Genomic DNA, 20,638 nt, shown 5'->3' with positions numbered 1-20,638 from the left:
CCCGATGTCCAGCCTTCGCCCATCGCCAATCACGCCGACCGTCGATTTCGATCGCGACGGCGTGCAGCACGGTTTCCTGCGCCTGCCGTACAGCCGTGACGATTCCGCCTGGGGATCGGTGATGATCCCGATCTGCGTGATCCGCAACGGCAGCGGGCCAAGCGCATTGCTCACCGGCGGCAATCATGGCGACGAATATGAGGGGCCGCTGGCGCTCTACGATCTCGCCCGCACGCTCGATCCCAAGCAAGTCAGCGGGACGGTGATCATCGTGCCGGCAATGAACTATCCGGCGTTCCGCGCCGGCACCCGTACCTCGCCGATCGACAAGGGCAATCTGAACCGCAGCTTTCCCGGCCGGCCCGACGGCACGGTGACCGAGAAGATCGCGGACTATTTTCAACGAGAATTGCTCCCCCGCGCAGACGTCGCGCTCGACTTCCACTCCGGCGGCAAGACGCTCGACTTCGTGCCGTTCTGCGCCGCCCATATCCGGCCCGACAAGGAGTTGGAGGCGAAGGGGTTCGCCGCGGTCGAAGCGTTCTCGGCGCCGTGGTCGATGAAGATGCTGGAGATCGATGCGGTCGGCATGTTCGACACTGCCGCCGAAGAGATGGGCAAGCTGTTCATCACCACCGAGCTTGGCGGCGGTGGGACTTCGCGCGCGGAAACGGTGCGGATCGCCCGTCGCGGCGTGCTCAATGTACTGCGCCATGCCGGCATCGTCGCCGGTGCGGTCGAGATGCAGCCGACCCGCTGGCTCGACATGCCGTCGGGCGATTGCTTCTCGTTCGCCGAGGACGACGGGATGATCGAAACGATGATCGATCTCGGCGAGCCTGTCGAGGAGGGCCAGGTCCTGGCGCGCATCCACTCCATTGGCCGCACCGGTGCCGCACCTCAGGAGATCAAGGCAAGGATGTCGGGTCTATTGGCTGCCCGCCATTTCCCCGGACTGGTCAAGGCGGGCGACTGCACCGCCGTGGTCGCCGTGCTGGTCGATTGAAGGCGAGGCAATCGACACTGCTTGCGACAATGCTACTCGATCAGCAGCAAGCCGCGTTTCTTGTCGCCATCGCTATCGATTGTGTCCATGGCTGAGAACAGGCGCTCTCGCTCGACCAGCCAGGGCTTGTAGTCCTCGTTTACATCGAGGACGAAAACCATGTCCTCGGCCTCCAGATATCCTCCGACCGGGGAAAAATGGCCAGCGCCGGCGCCGAAAATCTTCTCACGGGTAAAGTTGACGATGTAACGGCGGCCGGGATCGTTGGCGCGCTTCATGTGCTCGCGAAATGCATCGGCGCTCAGATCCCGAAGCACGGAGACTTTCCGCTTGGTGTTCGTTCGAGCGACCTCGGCAAGCTCGTCCAGCGTGAGCCCGATGATGCAAAAGCCGGTCCAGCACTTTCCGGTTCCAGCGAGGACTTCGGCTTCGGTTGTCTCCTCCTCGCCGATGGAGCGGAATGTGTTGGCGACACTTGCCGGGCCACACCTTGATCCGTTTGATTGCCATGTGACGTCGGCATTGAACGCGGCAGCCACGGGCAGCTTCCAAGCGCTGTCGATCAATTCAGCGGTGCGGGTAACCGACGACTGGATCGCGTCTTGCGAAACTCTGGACTGGCCGGCAATCAAAAGTGCGGCGCCGCCCAGCAAGCCGACGACGGCGATCACAATCACACCGAAAACGAGACTGCGCTTCATTGCTGAATCTCGGAGCAGGCAGCAGTATGAGAATGAAGAAAAGGCACAGTAACGTCAATCGGCGCCGCACCCGGCCAGTCGCAATCTGGTCCTGCAGCAACCGTAACCGGCCGCTTGCCAAGCCGGCTGCCGCCGCTCATCCCCGTGAGCGCTGGGTCTGGGAGAGTATGGATCGGGCAGGGAACTTCGCCGGTGAAAGAGCGGGGTCGTTTCGTTAGCGCCAATAGCTGCTGCGCCTGCAAACCTCAGGCTTCCAGAGACGACCCAAATTACGACTTGCTCGGCGTAGGCGTCGCTAAAGGCGAAACCTAACGAAGCCCAAGGAAGCTGAGTATCGCAATTACGATAACGACGGCCCCGACCAGCCAGATGATATTGTTCATGACAGCTCTCCTTCTCTTTGCCGCGAGCCTTGTGGCAGCTCGCGATAATTATGGCGAACGCCCTCACGGCATTCTCGTTCCAAAACTGAGCCTTAAGCCGCCAATTACTCTTTGGACTGGAGGCCCGCGCCTCTGGAGGAGCGCGGGCCGACCGGGGGCCCGATCAAGCAGCCAATATCCGGGAGATACTCGCTGTCATCCTACAATCGTTAGTATTCGCTAATGTTCCATCGATCAGCAAAAAGACAGTGCCTACCGAGGGCCGGAAGCAATGGCGCCGCGGCCCGAAGCGAGGGCACTTCGGTTGATGCCTCGGTGATGGAGCCTATGTTCCTACATGCCGGCGAACCGCAGCATCGCCTGGCAACAGCACAGGTGGGATGAAATCAGTTCTCAGAAACGTTCATCAACAACACTCAATGCCTGTTGCCCGACACCTGGTGCCGATGACCAAGCACCTCCGGTGGTGGTCCTGAAAAATACCGTGCGCGACGCCGAGGAGACCGAATATGCCGGCCAAAGCGTATATTAACCGGATCGCGACAGCGGTGCCGGAGCACGAGGTTCATCAATTCTATCTGCGTTTCGCCGCCTCCATGCTTGCGGCCGATCGCCGAAGAATTTTCGAACGCATGGTTGACGTTGCCGGCATCGAGCACCGCTATTCCTGCTTTGCACCTGCCGGCGACCCCGAAGGACCATCAGCAGATCTGGCCGGGAAGTTCATCCGGGGCGCCTTTCCTGGAACGGCCGAGAGAATGGCAATGTTCTGTCATGCCGCACCTGTTCTCGCGCAAAAAGGCGTCGACGGATTGGAGCTTGGTGGCGGCGCTTCCCGCATCACCCATCTCATCGTTACCACCTGCACCGGTTTTTCAGCGCCAGGCATCGACCTGGAGCTGGTTGCGCGATGCGGCCTGCCGGACACGGTCGAACGCACGATGATCGGTTTCATGGGCTGCTACGCGGCGATCAACGGCCTCAAGCTTGCCCGCCACATCGTCCGCTCCGACCCGCAGGCCAGGGTCCTGCTGGTCAATATCGAACTCTGCACGATGCACCTGCGGGAAACCAGCGAACTGGAAAAGCTGCTGTCGTTCTGCCTCTGGGGCGATGGCTGTGCGGCTGCGCTCGTCACTGCCGAGCCGCACGGCATCGAGCTCGAAAGCTTCTACGGCATCGTGGCGGACGAGCGGCGGGATCTGATGAGCTGGAGCATTAGTGACCACGGCTTCGAAATGGTTCTTTCCGGCCAGGTCCCGGCAGCAATCCAGGAAGCATTGCGGAGCAATCACGACGCCATCCTCGGTGGTCGGCCGAGCGAGGCGATCGACCTCTGGGCCGTGCACCCGGGGGGACGCTCGGTGCTCGACGCCGTCGAACGGGCCCTGGAACTCGCGCCCAGCGCGCTGGAGCCATCGCGCGAGGTGTTGCGCCGATATGGAAACATGTCGTCGGCGACCGTCATGTTCGTGATGAAAGAGATGCTGAAGGCGCCACCAGGCATGCTCGGCTGCGGCATGTCGTTCGGACCCGGGCTGGCGGCCGAAACCATGCTTTTCCGAACGGCGTCATGAGCAGCCTGGAGCACCGCCAGCTTGCGCCGGAAATCCTCGACGGGCTTGCGGCCGACGATCCGCGAGCGCTTGCGGCGCGTCGTGACCTCCGCCGCATCAACGCGCTGATGTTTCAGGCCAGGATCATGGCGTCGCTGCTCAGGAAATTCGTGCCAGGGCCGCCGCGCCGGATTCTGGAGATCGGCGCCGGCGATGGTTCCTTCATGCTGGCGTTGGCGCGGCGCATGGCCGGGCATTGGCCTGGGGTCGAACTGGTAATGCTCGACCGCGTCGACCTCATCACCGCGCAATTGCGTGGTGATTTCGCCGGGCTGGGATGGACGGTCGAAGGCGTCGCCGCCGATGTCTTCGACTGGGCGAGAAAGAATGAGGGCACGCGGTTCGACGCGATCACCGTCAATCTGTTTCTGCATCATTTCGACGATGCCGGGCTCGTGCGTCTGTTTTCGCTGATGGCGCCGAAGGCTCCGCTGCTGTTGGCGACAGAACCGTTGCGGGCCAAATTCGCATTGGCCGCGACCCGTCTTCTCCCGGCGATCGGCGCCAATGACGTCACACGAAACGACGCGGCTCAAAGTGTGCGTGCCGGCTTTCGCGGCAACGAGCTTTCCGGTCTCTGGCTCGCGGCAAACGGCAAACCGGTCGAGGAACGGCGCGCCGGCCTTTTTTCCCACATTTTCGTCGGCGCCAGCGCCGGTCATGTTCTATGACGCGATTGTCGACCCATGACGCGATCATCATAGGCGCCGGCCCGGCGGGCACGTCCGTCGCGCTGACGCTTGCCCGGTGCGGATGGGCCGTGGCTATTGTGGAAAAGAGCGTGTTCCCGCGCCGCAAGGTCTGCGGCGAATATATATCGGCAAGCAATCTTGCGCTTCTGGACCAGCTGGAGATCGGCGATGCCTGGCGTGCCAATGCCGGCCCCGAAATCCGCCGCGTCGGCTTGTTTTCCGGCGAGACCTGCGCCGAGGCGCCAATGCCTCCCGCAGAGGATGGGCCTCCTGCAAAAGACGGGCCTCCTGCAAAAGACGGGCCTCCTGCAAAAGACGGGCCTCCCGCAAAGGATGGGCGCCGCGAGAAAAAAGATGGTTTCGGCAGGGCGCTCGGCCGGGATGTTTTCGACTGTCTGCTTTTGCAGGCGGCGCGATCGGCTGGCGTCGAGATCTTTCAGCCTTGCCGCGCCGTCGCCATCGACCCAGATGGCGAGGCGCAATTGGTGCGAATTCAAGCCGAAATTGAAACGACGATGTTGCGCGCGCCGGTGATTGTCGCCGCACACGGCTCCTGGGAGCCAGGACCGCTGCCCAGCCAGCTTGGAAAGACCAACCGCCCTTCGGACCTGTTCGGCTTCAAGGCGCATTTCACCGGGTCGTCCCTGGCGCCTGATTTCATGCCCCTGCTGATATTTCCTGGCGGTTATGGCGGCATGGTTTCGGCGGATCATGGCCGGCTGTCGATCTCTTGCTGCATTCGTCGCGATATGCTCGCACAGTTGCGCAAACACCCCGGCCACCAGAGCCATTTGTCGGCCGCCGAGGCGGTCTCCCGTCATCTGATGGAATCCTGTCGGGGCGTGAGGGATGCACTAGAGTCAGCTGACGTCGACGGGCCGTGGCTTGCCGCAGGTCCGATCCGGCCGGGAATTCGCTCCGGCTACGAACGCGACATCTTTCGCGTCGGCAATGCAGCCGGAGAGTCTCACCCTGTCATCGCCGAGGGCATCTCGATGGCGCTTCAGTCCGGCTGGCTGCTGGCTTGCGAACTCTCTTGCGCGCCAGACGGCCGCGCAGGGCGGGAGATGGCCGGCAGACGCTACGAGGCGGCCTGGAAAAGTCTGTTTTCAACGCGGGTCTACGCCGCCGCCGCACTTGCCGGGATTGCCGTTAGTCCAGGCAGCGCAACCTGGATGGCGGCGATTGTCCGGAATTTCCCACAAGCGCTGACCTTAGGCGCGCAACTGAGCGGAAAGACAAAGCCGGTTCCCGGCTTTGTCTGACAGGTGGTGCGGGTTCGTCCGCTCCCAAGGGTAGTCGCGACCTCAACAGCGCTAGCTCACTTGGGGCAATTCTCCATGTCTGCAGTTGCAGTGCCACTGGCGGAGTTTGTATTCGCATCGGCGCCTGCGGTTTCCTTGCACCGATCACCCATGCCGTCGCCGCCGTCGGTTGTTGAACCGGTTACGTTCGGATCGGCAGGAGTTGCATTATCGGTGCCGGGAGCCATGGTGCCAGTGCCTGTCCCGGTGGCCGCTCCCGGATCGGTGGTGCCGGATCCAGTGCCGTCTGATTGCGCCATCGCGGAAGTGGCAAGGGCGATGCTGAGTACGGTTGCAGAAAGAATTTTTTTCATCATGGTGGCTCTCCATTGGAGTTGCATCGCTGGGCGCGATCATGATTATCCAACGAGCTTTTTTTGGAGTTGTTCCGTCAGACAGAAATCGTGATCGACGGGTCGGGGCCGATGGCAATCCAAGCAGCAATGCTGGGCAGCAATGCTGGCGAAACAGCGAACGAGCACCATCTCTTTTCGGTTTCGATGGAACAAACATCCGCCGGCCACGGTTGGAAGCGCAGTCGTTCTACTCCAGCGACTGTGAATGCCGTTCGCACCGGCATTCGGACAAAGGCCCCGCGCTTCCTCCCCGTGGGCCTTTTCTGTCGCTGGAGCGAACTTTCACGGAATTTGGACCGGAACCGCGCGGCTGGCCGCGCTATTGAATGTTGCCCCGTTCACGGCTCGTCGATATCCTGCTTCGAGGGGTTGCGCGAGAGGGCGCGTTCCTCTTCGTCGTCCGGCAGCGCCTCGTCGCTCTCCTGGTACGGATTGTCGTCGTCTTCCTCGGGCAGTTCAGCCTCCTTCTCGAGGTCGTAACGGATGTCGCCGTTTCCCGGCACGCTGTCTGGCAGAATCTTACCGCCTTTGATCGCGTCCCAATCCTGCTGTTCGATGGTCGGGCCTTCGGGCGAAACGTCGGGTTTTTTGCGCGGTGCCATCAGAGCTCTCCTCTGCATTGGTTGCTCATACGCCTAACTCCGCCGACCGCTGCGTAGTTCCTCCGATCGAACCGACGAGATCGTCTACAGCGATCCAGCACTCATCTCGGCCTGGCCTGCCCGGCTTTTTACCTCAATGAGAGCTGACCGTTATGCGCGTTGCGCGATACCGTTCAGCAAGCGACTAGGAACTTGCGCGGCTTCTAATATAAGGGCACACTTCGAGACGGGTGTAGGGAAAAACGGCTCAAAAACATCGGGAGGAAAGCCATGGACAGTATGAGCCTCACCACGCTTGAACCCGGCAAGACGACGGTCGATGCCGCGGCCCTGGAGGCGCTTTCGGCGCAATTGCGTGGCACCGTGCTGAGGGAAGGCGACGCCGCCTATGACGAGGCACGCAGCATCTGGAACGCCATGATCGACCGGCGTCCCGGGCTGATCGTGCGCTGCGCCGGTGCCGCCGACGTTATCGCCGCCGTGAATTTTGCCAGGGAAAACAGGCTGCTCGTCGCGGTTCGCGGCGGCGGCCACAACATCGCCGGCAGCGCAGTCTGCGACGGCGGCCTGATGATCGATCTGTCGCCGATGAAGTCGGTGCGGGTCGATCCGGCGACGCGGCGGGCATGGGTGGAACCTGGCGCGACACTCGCCGACGTCGACGCGGAGACACAGGCCTTCAGACTGGCGGTGCCGACCGGCATCAACTCGACCACCGGCATTTCGGGCCTGACGCTGGGCGGCGGCTTCGGCTGGATCACGCGGAAATTCGGCCTGACCATCGACAATCTTCTCTGCGCCGATGTGGTTACCGCCGACGGCAAGCTGCTGCGCGCCAGCCAGACCGAAAATCCGGATCTGTTCTGGGCGCTGCGCGGCGGCGGCGGCAATTTCGGCATCGTCACGGCTTTCGAGTTCAAGCTCCACCAAGTCGGTCCGCAGGTGCTGTCGGGGCTTGTCGTTCATCCCTTCGCCGATGCCGAAAACGTGTTGCGGGAATACCGAGCGGCGCTCGAAGCAGCGCCCAATGAGTTGACCTGCTGGGTGGTCATGCGGCAGGCGCCGCCGCTGCCGTTCCTGCCGGCCGAATGGCATGGCAAGGAGGTGCTGGTCCTGGCCATGTGCTATTGCGGCGACCTTGAGGAGGGTGAGAAGGCGACACAGACGCTTCGCGCCATCGGCACACCGATTGCAGACGTGGTCGGTCCCAACCCGTTCACCGGCTGGCAGCAGGCATTCGATCCGTTGCTGACGCCTGGCGCCCGCAACTATTGGAAGAGCCATGACTTCACCGAGCTTTCCGACAGCGCGGTGGGGGTCGTCACGGCGGCGATACCCAGGCTTCCCGGCCCCGAATGCGAGATTTTCATTGGCCATGTCGGCGGTGCCGCGGGCCGGGTGACAGCGGATGCAACGGCGTTTCCGCAACGCAGCGCGCACTACGTCATGAATGTCCACGCCCGCTGGCGCGAACCGGAAATGGACCAGGCCTGCATCGACTGGGCGCGGGGTCTCTATGAAGCAGCCAAGCCCTATGCCGCCGGTACGGCCTATGTGAACTTCATGCCCGGGGACGAGGTCGACAGGGTCGAAGCAGCCTATGGCGGCAACTATCGGCGGCTGCTGGAAATCAAGCAGCGATATGATCCGCTGAACCTGTTCCGCATGAACCAGAATTTGCGGCCGATGGAAGCGCAGCGTGCCGCATAGTCTGCGCAGGCATGACAAGGCCCGCGCCTCCAACGGAGGACGCGGGCCTCGTTTCGGATCATGCGCTAGAGCCGTTCGCTGAACCGCTCTAGCTATTTGTTTTTTCGCAATTCCCTAGGGAAAGCGCTATGCGCTTTTGCCAGGAAAACCGTAGCACACTTTTCCTGGAATTGCTCTAGGCAGGTATCAAGATCGCAATTCGATGCACGCCGACCACGGCACTTGTGTTGGTGGCACCGTCGGTCTTGCCCTTGGCGCAAGTGTACATGTCGCCTTCCTTGAGTTTGAACTCCTTGTCTGCTTTCTTGATCGTGAATTCGCCGGCAGCGATCGTGCAGACCATGTCGTTGTCCATGACCTCTTCAGGAGCCACTGCTCCGGGCTGAAAGACAAAGTCGACGATTGAGATGCTCTTGTAAGCGGGAATGTCGGAGTTGCCAGTGCCGACCTCCACCACTCTGACGCCGGGCGCAACCTCCTTGCCTTCAGTCGGGCCGTATTGCTTGGCTGCACTTGCAGGCGTCCCCAAAGCGAACAATGGCGTTACCGCGGCGGCCGTGACGCCGAGCGCAATTGCAGACCTGCGAGTCATGGTTTCCATCGCATCCTCCCTTTGTTGACGCACAAATGTGCATGACCGAAGTATATTAGCACAAGCGAATTTACCTGTATGCAAGGCGGCGCCGGCAACTGGGCCTCCGCGGAGACGACCATGGTGATGCGAGGCTTTTTTATCCCGAAACGGCCTTCAGTTGGCCGGCCAGGCAAGGTCTAATCCTTTCGGTTTCTTGACTCGACCGGCAAAAACGGGCAGCAAAGCCTGATACGGCGGGCATTTCCGCCATTTTCATAGTTTTGGAGGGAACTTTTTTTGATATCGACCTTCGCCCAATCGGCGATCGGTAGAGGGATTGGTTAACCAAGTTTGTCCATCTTTTGATTCAATCGGCAACAGACGTGAAGCGTGCCGGGGGGCACCAGGCGACTGTGATTGTGACGGCTGCGAGCCCGCATGCCGCAAGGCCGATTGAGGTTTGGTTGTATGGCGTTGATGCGTTTTAATAACCGGGGTGACAATCCTGACAGTGGATTGCCCTCGATGAGGCCCGGCTTGCGCTGGGTCGCGATTCCAGTTGTTGGCGCTGCGATCGCGCTGTGGTCGGCTGCGACCGTGGCCGGCCTCCATTCGGTGGGAACTTCGCTCACCGCCGCCTCCAGCAGTCTTCCGCAAAACCTGCTCGCGCCGCGCTCCATGGCGCTCGCCGATCCCCGACACACACTTGTCAATCCACGGGCCAATTCGTGGGCGCCGTCACTGGCAAGCCGGCAGCGTGAGGCGTCGCTGCTCGGCCGATGCAATGCCGGCTGCGCGCAGGCCGCCGCGAGCTTCGTGCATGAAGACAAGGTAGGGCGTCTCAAGCCGTTAGCGCGGCCGGATGCTGTGCAGCTTGTCGCCGAAATCTCACCGCAATCGCGCTTCGACAGCGTGGTGGCGAAAGCGGCGCTATCGCCGCAAAAGATTGCTGCTGCCTTTGCCCGCGCCTCCGGCGGGGCCGCGCGGTTTGCGGTCGTCAGTCTGCCGACGGACCAGCGCTTTGCGGAGCCGGTGCGCCTGGCCGATCAGCATGGTCCCGCGTCCGTGCGCTTCGGGCCCGAGATTGCGGAAATCGACCGATCCTCCCGGCTGGCGCTGGCGCTTGCGAATGCATTGCCGGAAGCGATGATCGACGTGCTGCCGCAGGCGACGACGGCCGATCCTGCTGCCACGCAAGAGGGCGAGGTGCAGATGGCGTCGCTGCCGCCGCAGGACGCAATGCCCGGCAGCGTTCCCTTGCCGACTTGGCGTCCGCAGGCGGAAATCGATCAGTCAGACGAGGCGCCCGAGGTCAAGGCACCCGAGGTTAGGGCACCCGAGGTTAGGGCACCCAAGGCCAATGCGCCCAAGGTCCAGGCATCGAAGGCCGCCAAAGCCCAGTCTCAGCCATCCAAAGCCAACAGGGTGGAGACCGCCGCCGCGCCGCAGGTCGAGATGCCCCGGGCGCCAGCCTTGTCGCCGAGGAGTTCGTCACCGGCGGCGAAACCAAGCATGCAAGAGGACATGCAGGGCAGCCCGGGCAAGCCGGGCAAGCCGGCCAAGCGATCGAAGGCCGCAGACATGATGGCCTATGCCAAACCCGACAGCCCGGCGGGGGGCGGCGGGGTCTTCGGCAACCTGTTCACCAAGCCCGGCAGCGGCGTCGCCGTCTACGACATCTCGGCGAAAACCGTCTATATGCCGGACGGCTCGCGGCTCGAGGCGCATTCGGGACTGGGCTCGATGGCCGACCAGGCGCGCTACGCCAACCGGAAGAATGCCGGCCCGACGCCGCCCCACACCTACGATCTGAGGCTGCGTGAATCGCGCTTCCATGGGGTGGAGGCGCTGCGTCTCACTCCTATCGACGGCAAGAACAAATTTGGCCGGGACGGCTTTCTTGCGCACACCTACCTGCTGCGCGGCCGCCGCGGGGAATCGAGCGGCTGCGTCGTCTTCAAGGACTACGCCAGCTTCCTCGCCGCGTTCAAGAAGGGCAAGATCAAACGCCTCGTCGTGCGCGGCTAAGCAAGCCGCTGATGTAGCGCTCCTTCGCGCCCCCATCTGTCCTGCCGGACAGAGGGGGCGCTGTCCCGCCGGAATTCCAGCCAATTGTCAGCAGCCAGCCTCGAAACCGTTTTCATTCCCGGCCGAGGATACTATGACTGACCTGACCGGGGCGGCGGCTTCAACCGATCAAGAGGAATGTCATGACGATACGCGCTGTCGTTTGGGGCGAGAATATCCATGAGCGGACCAATGAGGTGGTGGCGGGGATCTACCCCGAGGGCATGCATGCAACGATCGCCGACGCGCTGAAGCTCGACCCCGAAATTTCCGTATCGTGGGCGACGCTTGAGCAACCGGAGCATGGCCTGCCGGCCGACCGTCTGGCGCAAACCGATGTCCTCGTGTGGTGGGGACACAAGGACCATGGCGCCGTCGCCGACGAAGTCGTCGAGCGCGTGGCGCGCCGCGTCTGGCAAGGCATGGGGCTGATCGTGCTTCATTCCGGCCATTTCTCGAAGATCTTCAAGCAGCTGATGGGCACGCCCTGCACGCTGAAATGGCGCGAGGCCGGCGAGCGCGAGCGGCTCTGGGTAACGAGCCCCAACCACCCGATCGCCGCCGGGATCGGCGAGTATTTCGAGCTCGAGAACGAGGAGATGTATGGCGAGCAGTTCGCCGTGCCGGAACCGCTGGAAACGGTTTTCATCTCCTGGTTCCAGGGCGGCGAAGTGTTCCGGTCGGGGCTGACCTGGCGCCGCGGCGCCGGCAACATCTTCTATTTCAGGCCCGGCCACGAGACCTATCCGACCTATCACGACGCGAATGTCCAAAAGGTGCTGCGCAATGCGGTGAAATGGGCGCACAACCCGCAGGGCGCGCATCCAGCCATCCTCGATGCGCCGAACGTGCCGGTGGAAAAGGCGCTCGAGCCGATCGTCGAGCGCGGCGGAAAGCTCCATGCCGCGGGCGAAGCCGGTTTTCGCTAGACCGCTGTCGCGAACCTTCGGTTCTGAAAAACCATGATCGAACAAGAAGATAAGGCCTCATCCTAAGGATAAGAATCATGCGTCTCCTGATACTCGGCACCGGCTGGATGGCGGAGGAACACGCCAGGCAGTTCAGCAGGATCGAAGGCGTCGAACTGGTCGGCGCCGTCGATCTCGACCGCGCGCGTGTCGACAAGTTTTCGGACAGCTACGCAATCCCCAACAGGTTCGCGTCGCTGGAAGACGCGCTCGCATGGGACAAGTTCGACGCGGTGGCGAACGTGACGCCAGACCGCATCCACCATCCGACCACCATGATGCTGATCGCGGCGGGCAAGCCAGTGCTGTGCGAAAAACCGCTGGCCGAAAATTACCAGCGGGCCAGTGAAATGGCCGATGCCGCCGAGCAAGCCGGCATCATCAACATGGTCAACCTGACCTATCGCAACGTCGCCCCGCTGCAGCGGGCGCGCACCATGGTGCTTGCCGGCGAGATCGGCCAGGTCAGGCATGTCGAAGCATCCTATCTGCAGAGCTGGCTGGTCTCCAAGTTCTGGGGCGACTGGCGCACGGATCCGAAATGGCTGTGGCGGCTGTCGCGCGGCCACGGCTCCAATGGCGTGCTGGGCGATGTCGGCATCCACATACTCGATTTCGCCAGCTATGGCGCGGCGCTCGACATCGACCATGTGTTCTGCCGCCTCAGGTCCTTCGACAAGGCGCCCGGCAACCGGATCGGCGAGTACGAGCTCGACGCCAACGACAGTTTCACCATGGCGCTGGATTTCAGCAACGGCGCTTTTGGCGTCGTCCATGCCAGCCGCTGGGCAACCGGCCATCTCAACGAATTGCGGCTGCGCATCTATGGCGACAAGGGTGGGATCGAGGTCGTGCACAATCTGACCAACTCGGAACTGAAAGCGTGCATGGGCGAGGACATCGAGAACGCAAAATGGCAGGTTCTCGATGCCGGAACGGTGCCGACCAACTACCAGCGTTTTGTCGATGCGGTGCGCAACCGCGTCCAGGCCGAGCCGTCGTTCCGCCACGCGGCCGAATTGCAGAAGGTGCTCGACCTTGCCGTCGTCTCCGACCAGAAGAGGGCTGAGCTCAGGACCCATGCCGAAACCCATTGATGTTCGCTGAAAGGGGCCAGCCATGGTCACGCGCCGCGCCCAATGTTCCTGCGGTCAGCTGTCAGCCACCTGTTCGGGCGAGCCTGTACGCGTCTCTGTCTGCCATTGCCTGGCTTGCAAGCGGCGCACCGGCAGCGCGTTCAGCTTCAATGCGCGGTTTGCGGAGAATGATGTGTCGATCCAGGGACGAGCGGCGGAGTTCACGCGCGTTGGCGACGAAGGCGGCCGTGTCATCTACAGTTTCTGCCCGGATTGCGGCACCACTGTCCATTACCGGATCGATGTCCAGCCCGGTCTGATCGCCATTCCGGTGGGGGCTTTCGCCGACCCATCGTTCCCGCGGCCCTTCCTGTCGTTCTATCACGACAGCCGGCGCTGCGAGTGGGTCGAGGTCCGCACTGAGCCTCTGGCGACGTTCGGCTGAAGCCGTCGGCCACCTTCGGCTGACGTTTTTGGACGGTTCAGCCTGCTGATCCAGGGCGAGCCAACGATCGCTTGTTCGATGAATTGGAACCGTCCACACTCTCCACGCATTCGATGGACTGTGAACACGATGACTTCCAACAATGATCCGGGCAACAATGATCCGGGTGGATCACCGGCAGGCTGGACGATCAAGCTCGGAGAGTCGCCTATAGTCGGTACAGCTATCCACAGCGGCACCGACGTTGGCAGGGCTTGTCGATCGCTCATGTGTCTCTCCGATCCCGACCGGCGTCGAGAAGAGGACCCGTTCACCGAGCGTTTCATCGCCGATTTTCCTACCCAGATCATCGTTCATCGGTCACGCTTCCAAGTGGATCTGAACCGTGCGCGAGACGCTGCGGTCTACCGGTCGCCGGACCAGTCCTGGGGCCTGAAAGTCTGGCGAGAGCAGCCGGACGAGGACATCGTTACGGAGTCTCTCTCCTTTCACGACGCCTTCTACAGTGAGCTGAACCGTGTCCTTGCCGGTATCGAGAAGCGCCATGGCGGGTTCGTTCTCATCGACGTCCATAGTTATAATCACCGGCGCGACGGACGGGAGGCTATGCCTACGTCCCGTGACGTCGCGCCCGACATCAACATCGGTACGTCTTCCATGGACCGCGAGCGCTGGGCACCGGTCGTCGACGCTTTCATCGAGACGCTTCGCGGCCAGCGTCTCAACGGCGAGCCAATCGATGTGCGCGAGAATGTGTCCTTCCAGGGCAAGGGCGAACAGACTCGTTTCGTCCATGCCAATTTTCCGGAAACCGGGTGTGCCATCGCCGTCGAGTTCAAGAAGATTTTCATGGACGAATGGAGTGGCGAACCCGACTGGGGAACAATCGAGCGGCTGCGCGCCATGCTGGCGTCTACGGTGCCCGTCCTGGAGTCGGCGCTGCGGGCCATGCGATGAAGCCCAAGCTCGTTGAGCCCGCGCCTCCATTGGCGCAAATCGAATCGGACCTGGACGCGCTTTTGCGGGACGGCAAGCCAATCCGCCGCGATTTCGGCAATGGCAACCGTTTGCACATGGATCGGCCGCTGCCCTTTCTGTGTGTCCATGTTGGGTCGCATCAGGATGCGGCATTCCATGCCGTCTCCGCCAACGCGTCCTATCTGATCGCGGCCGACATCGGCCTCGCCCGCGAGGCCGCGCGGCTGGTGGTGCGAAGGCTGCGCGATCACTGCGGCGCCTTCCTCATGCTGGACATCGGCGAGTTGGCCGAAGACCGGTTCCTGACCGAAGATGTTCCGTTCCTGCCGCCCTTCGAGATTGCGCTGGCCTGCGGTGACACGGCGGCGGAGAAGGCGGCACTGAAGCGCTTCGCCACCGCTGCGTCCGCACGCGAAGCAAAATACCGCACGCCCCGCGTCGACGAACTCAACCCCACGACACGCGCCGAAGCACGGCTTCTGGATGATCTCGGCGATGCGGCGTGCTTGACGGTACGTTTCGCACCGATTTACCGGGTGCCTGGAACCAAGCGCGTCTACCCCGAACTCCACGACCTTGTCGTCGCCAACATGGTCGATTCCGCGCTTCAGGCCGTCAGCGCCTTCCTGAAGGCATCAAGGCTGGAACAGCCGGCAACCCATCGTTCGCTGGGGCGGCGCGCCTATATCGACGCGGTGGTGCGCGCTGATCGGGCGATCGACAACGTCGCGTCGACATTCGATTTTCTGCTTGCCGTCACACCGATCAATGCCGAACCAGCCTGGCTGGAATTCCAGGCAGGCGCCTTCGAGCGTGTGCCCGTACTGCTCTACAGGCCGCTCGAGTTCGAGGTCGCCGGCCAGAAACGGAAGCTCTATTCGGTCTCGCTCGATCATCTGGAAGATCCGCTGCTGACCACGCTGCTCTCGCAAAAGCAGCAGGAACTCGATCTCCAGCTGTCGATGCTCGCGGCGCGCGAAACGCCTCGCTTCGTCGAACTCGGACGAGCTCTCTATGGTAGCGTCGAGCCGAGCCTGGCGGCGCGAGCACGCGCCATTCTCGAAAAGGCGCCTAGCGTTGCGTCGGCCACCCGGCAGAAGGGCCTGGGCGCCGACGCTGTCGCCGCGGCCGCGCGAGACATGATCGCCGGCTACCGGGCAGCCTATCCCGAATTCGATGCCTCCGTGGAGATCCGCGGCGACCTGCCGGCCGGCCTCCTCGTCTCTCGAAACCGGCTGCTGGTTTCACGCGATACCAACCTTCCACCGGAGCGTCTGACTGCGCTGCTCAGTCACGAGATCGGTGTCCATCTGCTGACCTATTTCAACGGCGATGCGCAGGGGCTCGCCATTTTCCGCAACGGACTCGCCGGCTATGAGGGCATGCAGGAGGGACTGGCCGTGCTGGCGGAATATCTGGTAGGCGGCATGACCGCAGCGCGGTTGAGGCTGATCGCGGCCAGGGTTATCGCCTGTCAGGCGATGCTCGACGGAGCAACATTCGAAGAGACCTTCCGCATCCTCCACAGGGATTTCGGTCTCGATGATCGCGGCGCCTTCAACGTCGTTCTGCGTGTCTATCGAGGCGGGGGCCTTGCAAAGGACGCCATCTATCTGCGGGGCATGGTGCAGATCCTCGATCATCTGAAGGACGGCGGCAGCCTCACGCCGTTCTGGATCGGCAAGATCTCCGCCGCGCATTTCGGAGCGATCCAGGAACTCAACGCGCGCGGCTTGCTGCGGGCGCCGCGCCTCGAGCCCGCGTTCCTCTCTTCCGACGCGGCGCGTCCGCGTCTCAAGAAAGCGATGGCGGGAATCGGTCCGATCGATATGGTTGAAACTTGAGCGGAGTCTCCTCGATGCGCATTGCGTTCTTTGTCAATTCCATTGAGAGCGAGACGCCCGCCTACACGACGACAGCGTTGGCGCTGGCCGCCGTCCAGCGCGGCCATTCCGTTGTCTATGTTGAACCAGGCGACTTCATACTGCGTCCGGATGACGGTCTGGCTGTCAGCGTAGCGGTTCTGCCGGATGCTTCCTACAAGACGTCCGACAGACTGCATGCTGCCCTGAAGGATGCAGCGAAGCAGAAAAAGACTTTGGCGATAAGCGATATCGACATTGTGTTTCTGCGCAACGATCCATCGCTGGACGCCACCGATCGGCCATGGGCCGCCAACGCAGGCGTTATGTTCGGGCGGCTCGCGGCGGCTCGCGGCGCGATTGTCGTCAACGATCCGGATGGCCTGGGACAGGCGCAGAGCAAGCTCTACCTTCAGTCTTTTCCCGAGGCGGTCAGGCCGGCTACCCTGATATCGCGCAGCATTACCGAGATCCGCGCATTTATCGACAAACACTCGAAGGGCTGCATCGTCAAGCCACTCCAAGGATCGGGTGGCAAGAACGTCTTCCATATTGCAACGCCCACCGATTCCAACCTCAACCAGATTTTCGAAGCGGCCAGCGGTGACGGCTATCTCATCGCGCAGGTCTACATTCCGGAGGCCAAGGCTGGTGACGTGCGTCTTTTCCTGATGAACGGTCTGCCGCTGGTGCGCGACGGCAATTACGCAGCCTTTCGCCGCCTTCCAGCCAAGGGCGACGTCCGGTCCAATATCCATGCCGCCGGAACAGCCCGCAAAGTCAAGGTAACAGGCACGATGTTGGGCATTGCCGAGATGGTGCGCCCCAAATTGATCAATGACGGCATGTTTCTGGTTGGGCTCGACATCGTCGGGGACAAGCTTCTGGAGATCAACGTCTTCACGCCAGGCGGGCTGACACGGCTCGCCGTCATGTACAAGACGGATTTTGCCACAAGCGTCATCATTGCGCTGGAGGAGAAGCGGACGCTGCGGCAAGCCTATGGAACGGCCATGACAAATTCGCGGCTGGCGACGCTCTGAGGGATGCAGGCAGGCCGGCTAGCAGGCCAACTAGGACGGCAAGTGGGTTGAGGTTCGCACTGAGCCTCTGGCGACATTCGGCTGAAGACGCCGGCCTGCTCTTTCCAGACTAGGGCAGAATCCAATCACTCTGAACGACCGAGTTCAATCCTTGTCTGCCCTTCGTTCGGAGAACTTCTACGGCAAGTTCTGACCCCAAGCCGACCTTCATCAACCCGTTTTGCTACCCGATAGCCGACATTCGCGGCAACCAGCACTGATGACCCGATGCGGACATTCCGTATATGGTGAGAGAGCATCCAGCGCAGAAGGGGCGCGTTAATGGGCGATGAGATCCAGCTCTTTGGAGCCATTGCGGTCCGGCCGGCAGTCCTCCCTATCATCGCGTCGTTCGAAACGGCGACTGGGCTCAGCGTAGCGAACAAGTGGGAACTCAACCCGACGGTGAAGGCTCAGATCGAACGAGGACAGCCCTTCGACTTGGTCATCACCAATCCGAATCTAGTTCGGGACCTGACTGCAACCGGATGGGTGCTGGCGGGGAGCCAAGTGCCATTTGGCCGGATCAGCATGGGCGTGGCGGCAAAGGCGGGCGGCCGTGCGTTCCGCGTCGACTCCATCGAAGCGTTCGAGTACGCCCTGAAGAATGCCAAGTCGATCGCCTACGCTAGCGACGGAACCAGCGGTGGCTACTTCACCGGCCTGCTCGAACGGCTGGGACTGGCGGCTGAGGTGAGGCCAAAACTAGTGCCTATATTGGGAGGGCAGACGGCGACCAGCGTGGCTCGTGGCGAAGCCGAGTTGGCAGTTGTTCCGGTAACCTCCATCCTCGCTGCCGCCCCTGACGTTATTCTCATTGGTCCTTTCCCTGTGCAACTCCAGAGCCACGTCGACTTCGACCTCGCCATAAGTGCCGCCACGAACACAGGCGCCGCTAGACAGTTGCTGAACTTCCTGTCCTCGCCCGACCTTGAGAGTCCCTCGCGGCCACAGGCATCGAACGGCGTCCTAAGCAGACCTAATCCGGCATTGAGCGACGTCCGCATATGGCGCTACCGAGCCGGCCAAGGCATTCGCCTAAGCCGCGCAGGCAAAGAGCGTTCAACATCTCAGCCGGGTGGAACGCGGAAAAGCAGCCCATGCATCGAACAGCCTCTTTGCGGAGGCCGTTCGCGTTCAGTGATGTATCGCGGCTGCAGGTCGCCCGGTTCAATGCGAAATGGTATGCTCGTCACATTGCGGCGACAGCATGGCGTGGCGATCCTTGCGGCCCTTGCCTTGTTCGACGCGGATCAGCATGCGCGCCGAATCGATGTCGGTCACCTTGAGCGCCGCCACCTCGGAAACCCGCAGCCCGGCGCCATAGGCCGTGCCGAGCGCCGCATTGTATTCCGGCCCCGGCGCGGCTTCGAGCAGCCGCGCTACCTCCTCGGCGCTCAGCACCAGCGGCAGCTTGCGTGGCTGGTGGACTATCGCGAGACGACGAGAGAGATCGGGTCGATCGACGTTCCGTGCCGCATCAAGAAGCCGAGTCATGATTCTTGCAAGGGGTGAAGCGATCAAAGCCCGACCCGCGCGCTGGCACGCTAGGTTGCCCGGTTTGCCGGAAGGAATAATCACTTGCGGCCGAGGAGTATGAAACGTGCGGTGCCCCCCGCCGCAGCGACAGCCTTCGCTATTCCTTCTTGTCGACCAGCGCCCGTAGTGCCGAGACGTCATGCAGCAATAACCTGCTGCCGCGCTTTTCGATCAGGCCCCTCTTGGCGAGGTCGCTCATTTCGCGCGAGACCGCTTCCCTGTGCGTGCTCATCGTTGCCGCCAGCTCGGAATGCGTCGGTGCCGGGCTTATGGACACCTCGCCGTCCACGAGTGCGGCTTTCTCCGCCCGATGCAGGAGCTCGACGATCAGCCGTTTTCGCACGACCAGAGTGCTGTATTCGAATACCCGCTCGGTCATGCGCCGGAGCTGGGCAGACAGATGCTCAAGCAGCATCCAGGCAAAAGTCGGGTGGGTCATCACGATATCTCGGAATGCTGTGCCGGACAGCCGTGCAGCGCGGGTTGCCTCCAGCGCGACTACGCTGGCAGAGCGTGCAATCCCGTCAATGCCTCCGAGCTCCCCGAAAATGTCACCCGGTTCGACATCGCGATACGCTATCTCCCTGCCGTCCGCTGAAACCAGTGTCACGCGAGCCCGTCCTTCCAGCAGGAAGAAGACATCGCGACCAGTGTCGCCGTGGGAAATGATCAGCTCGTTGTGTCGATAGCTGCGCTCGTGCCACCGTTTGGTCAGCGCGGCGAGGTCGGCATCGCAAAGTCTTGAGATGAAGGCCGGAGAGCCTGTCACAACAGCCTCTTGTTCAATCAGGTGTACCTCATCTTACTCCCTATCCAAGGAAATTTGATGGCCGCAGGCCCCGCTTTCCGGAAAGCAAACTGGGAGCGGATTTTTCCAATGTTTTCCCGGTGTGGGAATTCCCACAGCCGAGCCTGGTTCGACTGGCATATCCTTGTTTGCAAACATCCAGGCCTGCCGGCTCGTGTTCAAGCCGGCGAAGGGAAAGGGAACGGTCATGAAATTCTTGGCTCCCGTCACAAAACTTGCTGCGGCGTTTCGCAAATTCGCCGCGCCGCGCTACCGGCCGGAGCTTTATTATATGCGTGGCCCGGGGCCAGCCACCGCCCGCCATGCGGGCACGCCGCGGCAAAACCAATCCATCGATCACTACGCCTAACTTGCCTCGCGGACGGCTGACGCTCTCGCCCGGAGTGCCGTTCGCGCCGTTCCGTACCGGTCAATTCAGATCAATGAAGGTACGATCTGATCATGGTTATAATTCATGCTGCCGCCATCGGTCCATTTCGCAGGTGGTTACGCCTCCGCGCCGAGCGAAAAGCTCTCTTGTCGGCAACGGACCAGTTGAGCCGTTTACCCGATGACGTTCTTGTCGACATCGGCATCTCACGTGACGAAATCATGTGCGCTTTGCGAAGCCGCGCCATCCGTCATGCGGAGGCAGGCGCGGCCGGCACGACGATCGAGCGCACCAGGATCGCTCCGGCCTCGATCCCGAAACGGTTGGCCGCCGGCAGCAGCTACGCCTCGGCCGAGATCCCCTTTGGCTGGTCCACGAGCGCGCGACCGAGCCTTACATCGCGGCTTCGACAAGCAGCGGCGCGCGGACGGGACCTTCGAACGGCACTATACCTGCGACCCCAAGGACTGAATGTTGACCGACGGGAACTGGGGAGGAT

Annotated in this window: 19 protein-coding genes and 1 pseudogene; 14 read left to right on the top strand and 6 right to left on the bottom strand. The window is 62.1% G+C overall.

The genetic code is table 11. The annotated features are described in order from the left end of the window. The first annotated feature begins 4 nt into the window (after positions 1 to 4). Positions 5 to 1,006 carry a N(2)-acetyl-L-2,4-diaminobutanoate deacetylase DoeB gene (gene doeB, locus AC0L2A_RS05485; protein ID WP_473607927.1) on the top strand — a complete coding sequence of 334 codons (1,002 nt, stop codon included), beginning with the start codon at positions 5 to 7 and terminating at the stop codon, positions 1,004 to 1,006. A gap of 32 nt (positions 1,007 to 1,038) precedes the next feature. On the opposite strand, the gene AC0L2A_RS05480 is transcribed toward doeB, so the two are convergent. Continuing rightward, positions 1,039 to 1,707, bottom strand: coding sequence for a phytochelatin synthase family protein (locus AC0L2A_RS05480; protein ID WP_473607926.1), 669 nt, complete (start codon positions 1,705 to 1,707; stop codon positions 1,039 to 1,041). 892 nt (positions 1,708 to 2,599) lie between these two features. On the opposite strand from AC0L2A_RS05480, the gene AC0L2A_RS05475 reads away from it, so the two are divergent. Genes AC0L2A_RS05475 through AC0L2A_RS05465 form a run of 3 tightly spaced genes read left to right on the top strand, consistent with a single transcriptional unit; the run spans position 2,600 to position 5,663 of the window. Further along, positions 2,600 to 3,667: a type III polyketide synthase gene (locus AC0L2A_RS05475; RefSeq protein WP_473607924.1), complete on the top strand. Its 1,068-nt coding sequence runs from the start codon at positions 2,600 to 2,602 to the stop codon at positions 3,665 to 3,667. Next, positions 3,664 to 4,377, top strand: a complete 714-nt coding sequence (locus AC0L2A_RS05470) for a methyltransferase domain-containing protein (RefSeq protein ID WP_473607923.1) — start codon at positions 3,664 to 3,666, stop codon at positions 4,375 to 4,377. The genes AC0L2A_RS05475 and AC0L2A_RS05470 overlap by 4 nt, the downstream gene beginning before the upstream one ends. Further along, positions 4,374 to 5,663, top strand: coding sequence for an NAD(P)/FAD-dependent oxidoreductase (locus tag AC0L2A_RS05465; RefSeq protein WP_473607921.1), 1,290 nt, complete (start codon positions 4,374 to 4,376; stop codon positions 5,661 to 5,663). The genes AC0L2A_RS05470 and AC0L2A_RS05465 overlap by 4 nt, the downstream gene beginning before the upstream one ends. A 56-nt stretch (positions 5,664 to 5,719) precedes the next feature. Here AC0L2A_RS05465 and AC0L2A_RS05460 read toward each other — a convergent pair whose 3' ends face one another. Then, positions 5,720 to 6,019, bottom strand: a complete 300-nt coding sequence (locus tag AC0L2A_RS05460) for a hypothetical protein (protein ID WP_091600377.1) — start codon at positions 6,017 to 6,019, stop codon at positions 5,720 to 5,722. A 377-nt stretch (positions 6,020 to 6,396) separates the two neighbouring features. Then, positions 6,397 to 6,660, bottom strand: coding sequence for a hypothetical protein (locus tag AC0L2A_RS05455; RefSeq protein ID WP_292595669.1), 264 nt, complete (start codon positions 6,658 to 6,660; stop codon positions 6,397 to 6,399). A gap of 270 nt (positions 6,661 to 6,930) precedes the next feature. Between AC0L2A_RS05455 and AC0L2A_RS05450 the strand changes: the two genes are divergently transcribed. Then, positions 6,931 to 8,370, top strand: coding sequence for an FAD-binding oxidoreductase (locus AC0L2A_RS05450; protein ID WP_473607920.1), 1,440 nt, complete (start codon positions 6,931 to 6,933; stop codon positions 8,368 to 8,370). Positions 8,371 to 8,545: 175 nt separating this feature from the next. On the opposite strand, the gene AC0L2A_RS05445 is transcribed toward AC0L2A_RS05450, so the two are convergent. Further along, a complete protein-coding gene (locus AC0L2A_RS05445; RefSeq protein ID WP_473607919.1) occupies positions 8,546 to 8,971 on the bottom strand; it encodes a hypothetical protein in 426 nt (141 codons plus the stop codon). A gap of 510 nt (positions 8,972 to 9,481) precedes the next feature. On the opposite strand from AC0L2A_RS05445, the gene AC0L2A_RS05440 reads away from it, so the two are divergent. From AC0L2A_RS05440 to AC0L2A_RS05405, 8 genes and pseudogenes are all read left to right on the top strand, one after another. Further along, on the top strand, positions 9,482 to 10,972 hold the full coding sequence (locus AC0L2A_RS05440; RefSeq protein ID WP_473607917.1) for a DUF2778 domain-containing protein: 1,491 nt from the start codon (positions 9,482 to 9,484) through the stop codon (positions 10,970 to 10,972). 182 nt (positions 10,973 to 11,154) lie between these two features. After that, entirely contained in the window at positions 11,155 to 11,940 is a 786-nt protein-coding gene (locus AC0L2A_RS05435) for a ThuA domain-containing protein (RefSeq protein WP_128166634.1), read from the top strand. Between the two features lie 77 nt (positions 11,941 to 12,017). Beyond that, positions 12,018 to 13,076 carry a Gfo/Idh/MocA family protein gene (locus AC0L2A_RS05430; RefSeq protein WP_473510445.1) on the top strand — a complete coding sequence of 353 codons (1,059 nt, stop codon included), beginning with the start codon at positions 12,018 to 12,020 and terminating at the stop codon, positions 13,074 to 13,076. A 22-nt stretch (positions 13,077 to 13,098) separates the two neighbouring features. Further along, complete coding sequence (locus tag AC0L2A_RS05425; protein ID WP_473510447.1) at positions 13,099 to 13,500, top strand: GFA family protein; 402 nt, start codon at positions 13,099 to 13,101, stop codon at positions 13,498 to 13,500. A 129-nt stretch (positions 13,501 to 13,629) separates the two neighbouring features. Further along, a complete protein-coding gene (locus AC0L2A_RS05420; protein ID WP_473607916.1) occupies positions 13,630 to 14,457 on the top strand; it encodes an N-formylglutamate amidohydrolase in 828 nt (275 codons plus the stop codon). Further along, a complete protein-coding gene (locus AC0L2A_RS05415) occupies positions 14,454 to 16,322 on the top strand; it encodes a flavohemoglobin expression-modulating QEGLA motif protein (protein WP_353682224.1) in 1,869 nt (622 codons plus the stop codon). Before AC0L2A_RS05420 ends, AC0L2A_RS05415 begins: the two co-directional genes overlap by 4 nt. Before the next feature lie 14 nt (positions 16,323 to 16,336). Further along, positions 16,337 to 17,383, top strand: coding sequence for a glutathione synthetase (locus AC0L2A_RS05410; RefSeq protein ID WP_287174071.1), 1,047 nt, complete (start codon positions 16,337 to 16,339; stop codon positions 17,381 to 17,383). Positions 17,384 to 17,704: 321 nt separating this feature from the next. Further along, a pseudogene (locus AC0L2A_RS05405) lies at positions 17,705 to 18,405 on the top strand (molybdate ABC transporter substrate-binding protein). A 187-nt stretch (positions 18,406 to 18,592) separates the two neighbouring features. Here the strand turns inward: AC0L2A_RS05405 and AC0L2A_RS05400 are convergent. Both AC0L2A_RS05400 and AC0L2A_RS05395 read right to left on the bottom strand, forming a co-directional pair. Next, the gene (locus AC0L2A_RS05400; protein WP_473607914.1) at positions 18,593 to 18,919 is read right to left on the bottom strand and encodes a tyrosine-type recombinase/integrase; all 327 of its coding nucleotides are present in this window, start codon (positions 18,917 to 18,919) and stop codon (positions 18,593 to 18,595) included. 139 nt (positions 18,920 to 19,058) lie between these two features. Next, positions 19,059 to 19,730, bottom strand: coding sequence for a Crp/Fnr family transcriptional regulator (locus AC0L2A_RS05395; protein ID WP_091600388.1), 672 nt, complete (start codon positions 19,728 to 19,730; stop codon positions 19,059 to 19,061). Between the two features lie 226 nt (positions 19,731 to 19,956). Here AC0L2A_RS05395 and AC0L2A_RS05390 point away from each other — a divergent pair, with 226 nt between their 5' ends. After that, positions 19,957 to 20,118 carry a hypothetical protein gene (locus AC0L2A_RS05390; RefSeq protein ID WP_473607913.1) on the top strand — a complete coding sequence of 54 codons (162 nt, stop codon included), beginning with the start codon at positions 19,957 to 19,959 and terminating at the stop codon, positions 20,116 to 20,118. Positions 20,119 to 20,638: the final 520 nt, after the last annotated feature.

The sequence above is a fragment of the Mesorhizobium sp. WSM4844 genome (genome assembly GCF_055811775.1).
This window is presented reverse-complemented; position numbering and strand designations above follow the sequence as displayed.

Bases quoted from the DNA above. Each gene is read 5' to 3' on its own strand.
- AC0L2A_RS05400 (WP_473607914.1), bottom strand. From the start codon at position 18,919: ATGACTCGGCTTCTTGATGCGGCACGGAACGTCGATCGACCCGATCTC.
- AC0L2A_RS05475 (WP_473607924.1), top strand. From the start codon at position 2,600: ATGCCGGCCAAAGCGTATATTAACCGGATCGCGACAGCGGTGCCGGAG.
- AC0L2A_RS05445 (WP_473607919.1), bottom strand. From the start codon at position 8,971: ATGGAAACCATGACTCGCAGGTCTGCAATTGCGCTCGGCGTCACGGCC.
- AC0L2A_RS05460 (WP_091600377.1), bottom strand. From the start codon at position 6,019: ATGATGAAAAAAATTCTTTCTGCAACCGTACTCAGCATCGCCCTTGCC.
- AC0L2A_RS05430 (WP_473510445.1), top strand. From the start codon at position 12,018: ATGCGTCTCCTGATACTCGGCACCGGCTGGATGGCGGAGGAACACGCC.
- AC0L2A_RS05480 (WP_473607926.1), bottom strand. From the start codon at position 1,707: ATGAAGCGCAGTCTCGTTTTCGGTGTGATTGTGATCGCCGTCGTCGGC.
- AC0L2A_RS05410 (WP_287174071.1), top strand. From the start codon at position 16,337: ATGCGCATTGCGTTCTTTGTCAATTCCATTGAGAGCGAGACGCCCGCC.
- AC0L2A_RS05465 (WP_473607921.1), top strand. From the start codon at position 4,374: ATGACGCGATTGTCGACCCATGACGCGATCATCATAGGCGCCGGCCCG.
- AC0L2A_RS05420 (WP_473607916.1), top strand. From the start codon at position 13,630: ATGACTTCCAACAATGATCCGGGCAACAATGATCCGGGTGGATCACCG.
- AC0L2A_RS05470 (WP_473607923.1), top strand. From the start codon at position 3,664: ATGAGCAGCCTGGAGCACCGCCAGCTTGCGCCGGAAATCCTCGACGGG.
- AC0L2A_RS05425 (WP_473510447.1), top strand. From the start codon at position 13,099: ATGGTCACGCGCCGCGCCCAATGTTCCTGCGGTCAGCTGTCAGCCACC.
- AC0L2A_RS05435 (WP_128166634.1), top strand. From the start codon at position 11,155: ATGACGATACGCGCTGTCGTTTGGGGCGAGAATATCCATGAGCGGACC.
- AC0L2A_RS05450 (WP_473607920.1), top strand. From the start codon at position 6,931: ATGGACAGTATGAGCCTCACCACGCTTGAACCCGGCAAGACGACGGTC.
- AC0L2A_RS05455 (WP_292595669.1), bottom strand. From the start codon at position 6,660: ATGGCACCGCGCAAAAAACCCGACGTTTCGCCCGAAGGCCCGACCATC.
- doeB (WP_473607927.1), top strand. From the start codon at position 5: ATGTCCAGCCTTCGCCCATCGCCAATCACGCCGACCGTCGATTTCGAT.
- AC0L2A_RS05415 (WP_353682224.1), top strand. From the start codon at position 14,454: ATGAAGCCCAAGCTCGTTGAGCCCGCGCCTCCATTGGCGCAAATCGAA.
- AC0L2A_RS05390 (WP_473607913.1), top strand. From the start codon at position 19,957: ATGAAATTCTTGGCTCCCGTCACAAAACTTGCTGCGGCGTTTCGCAAA.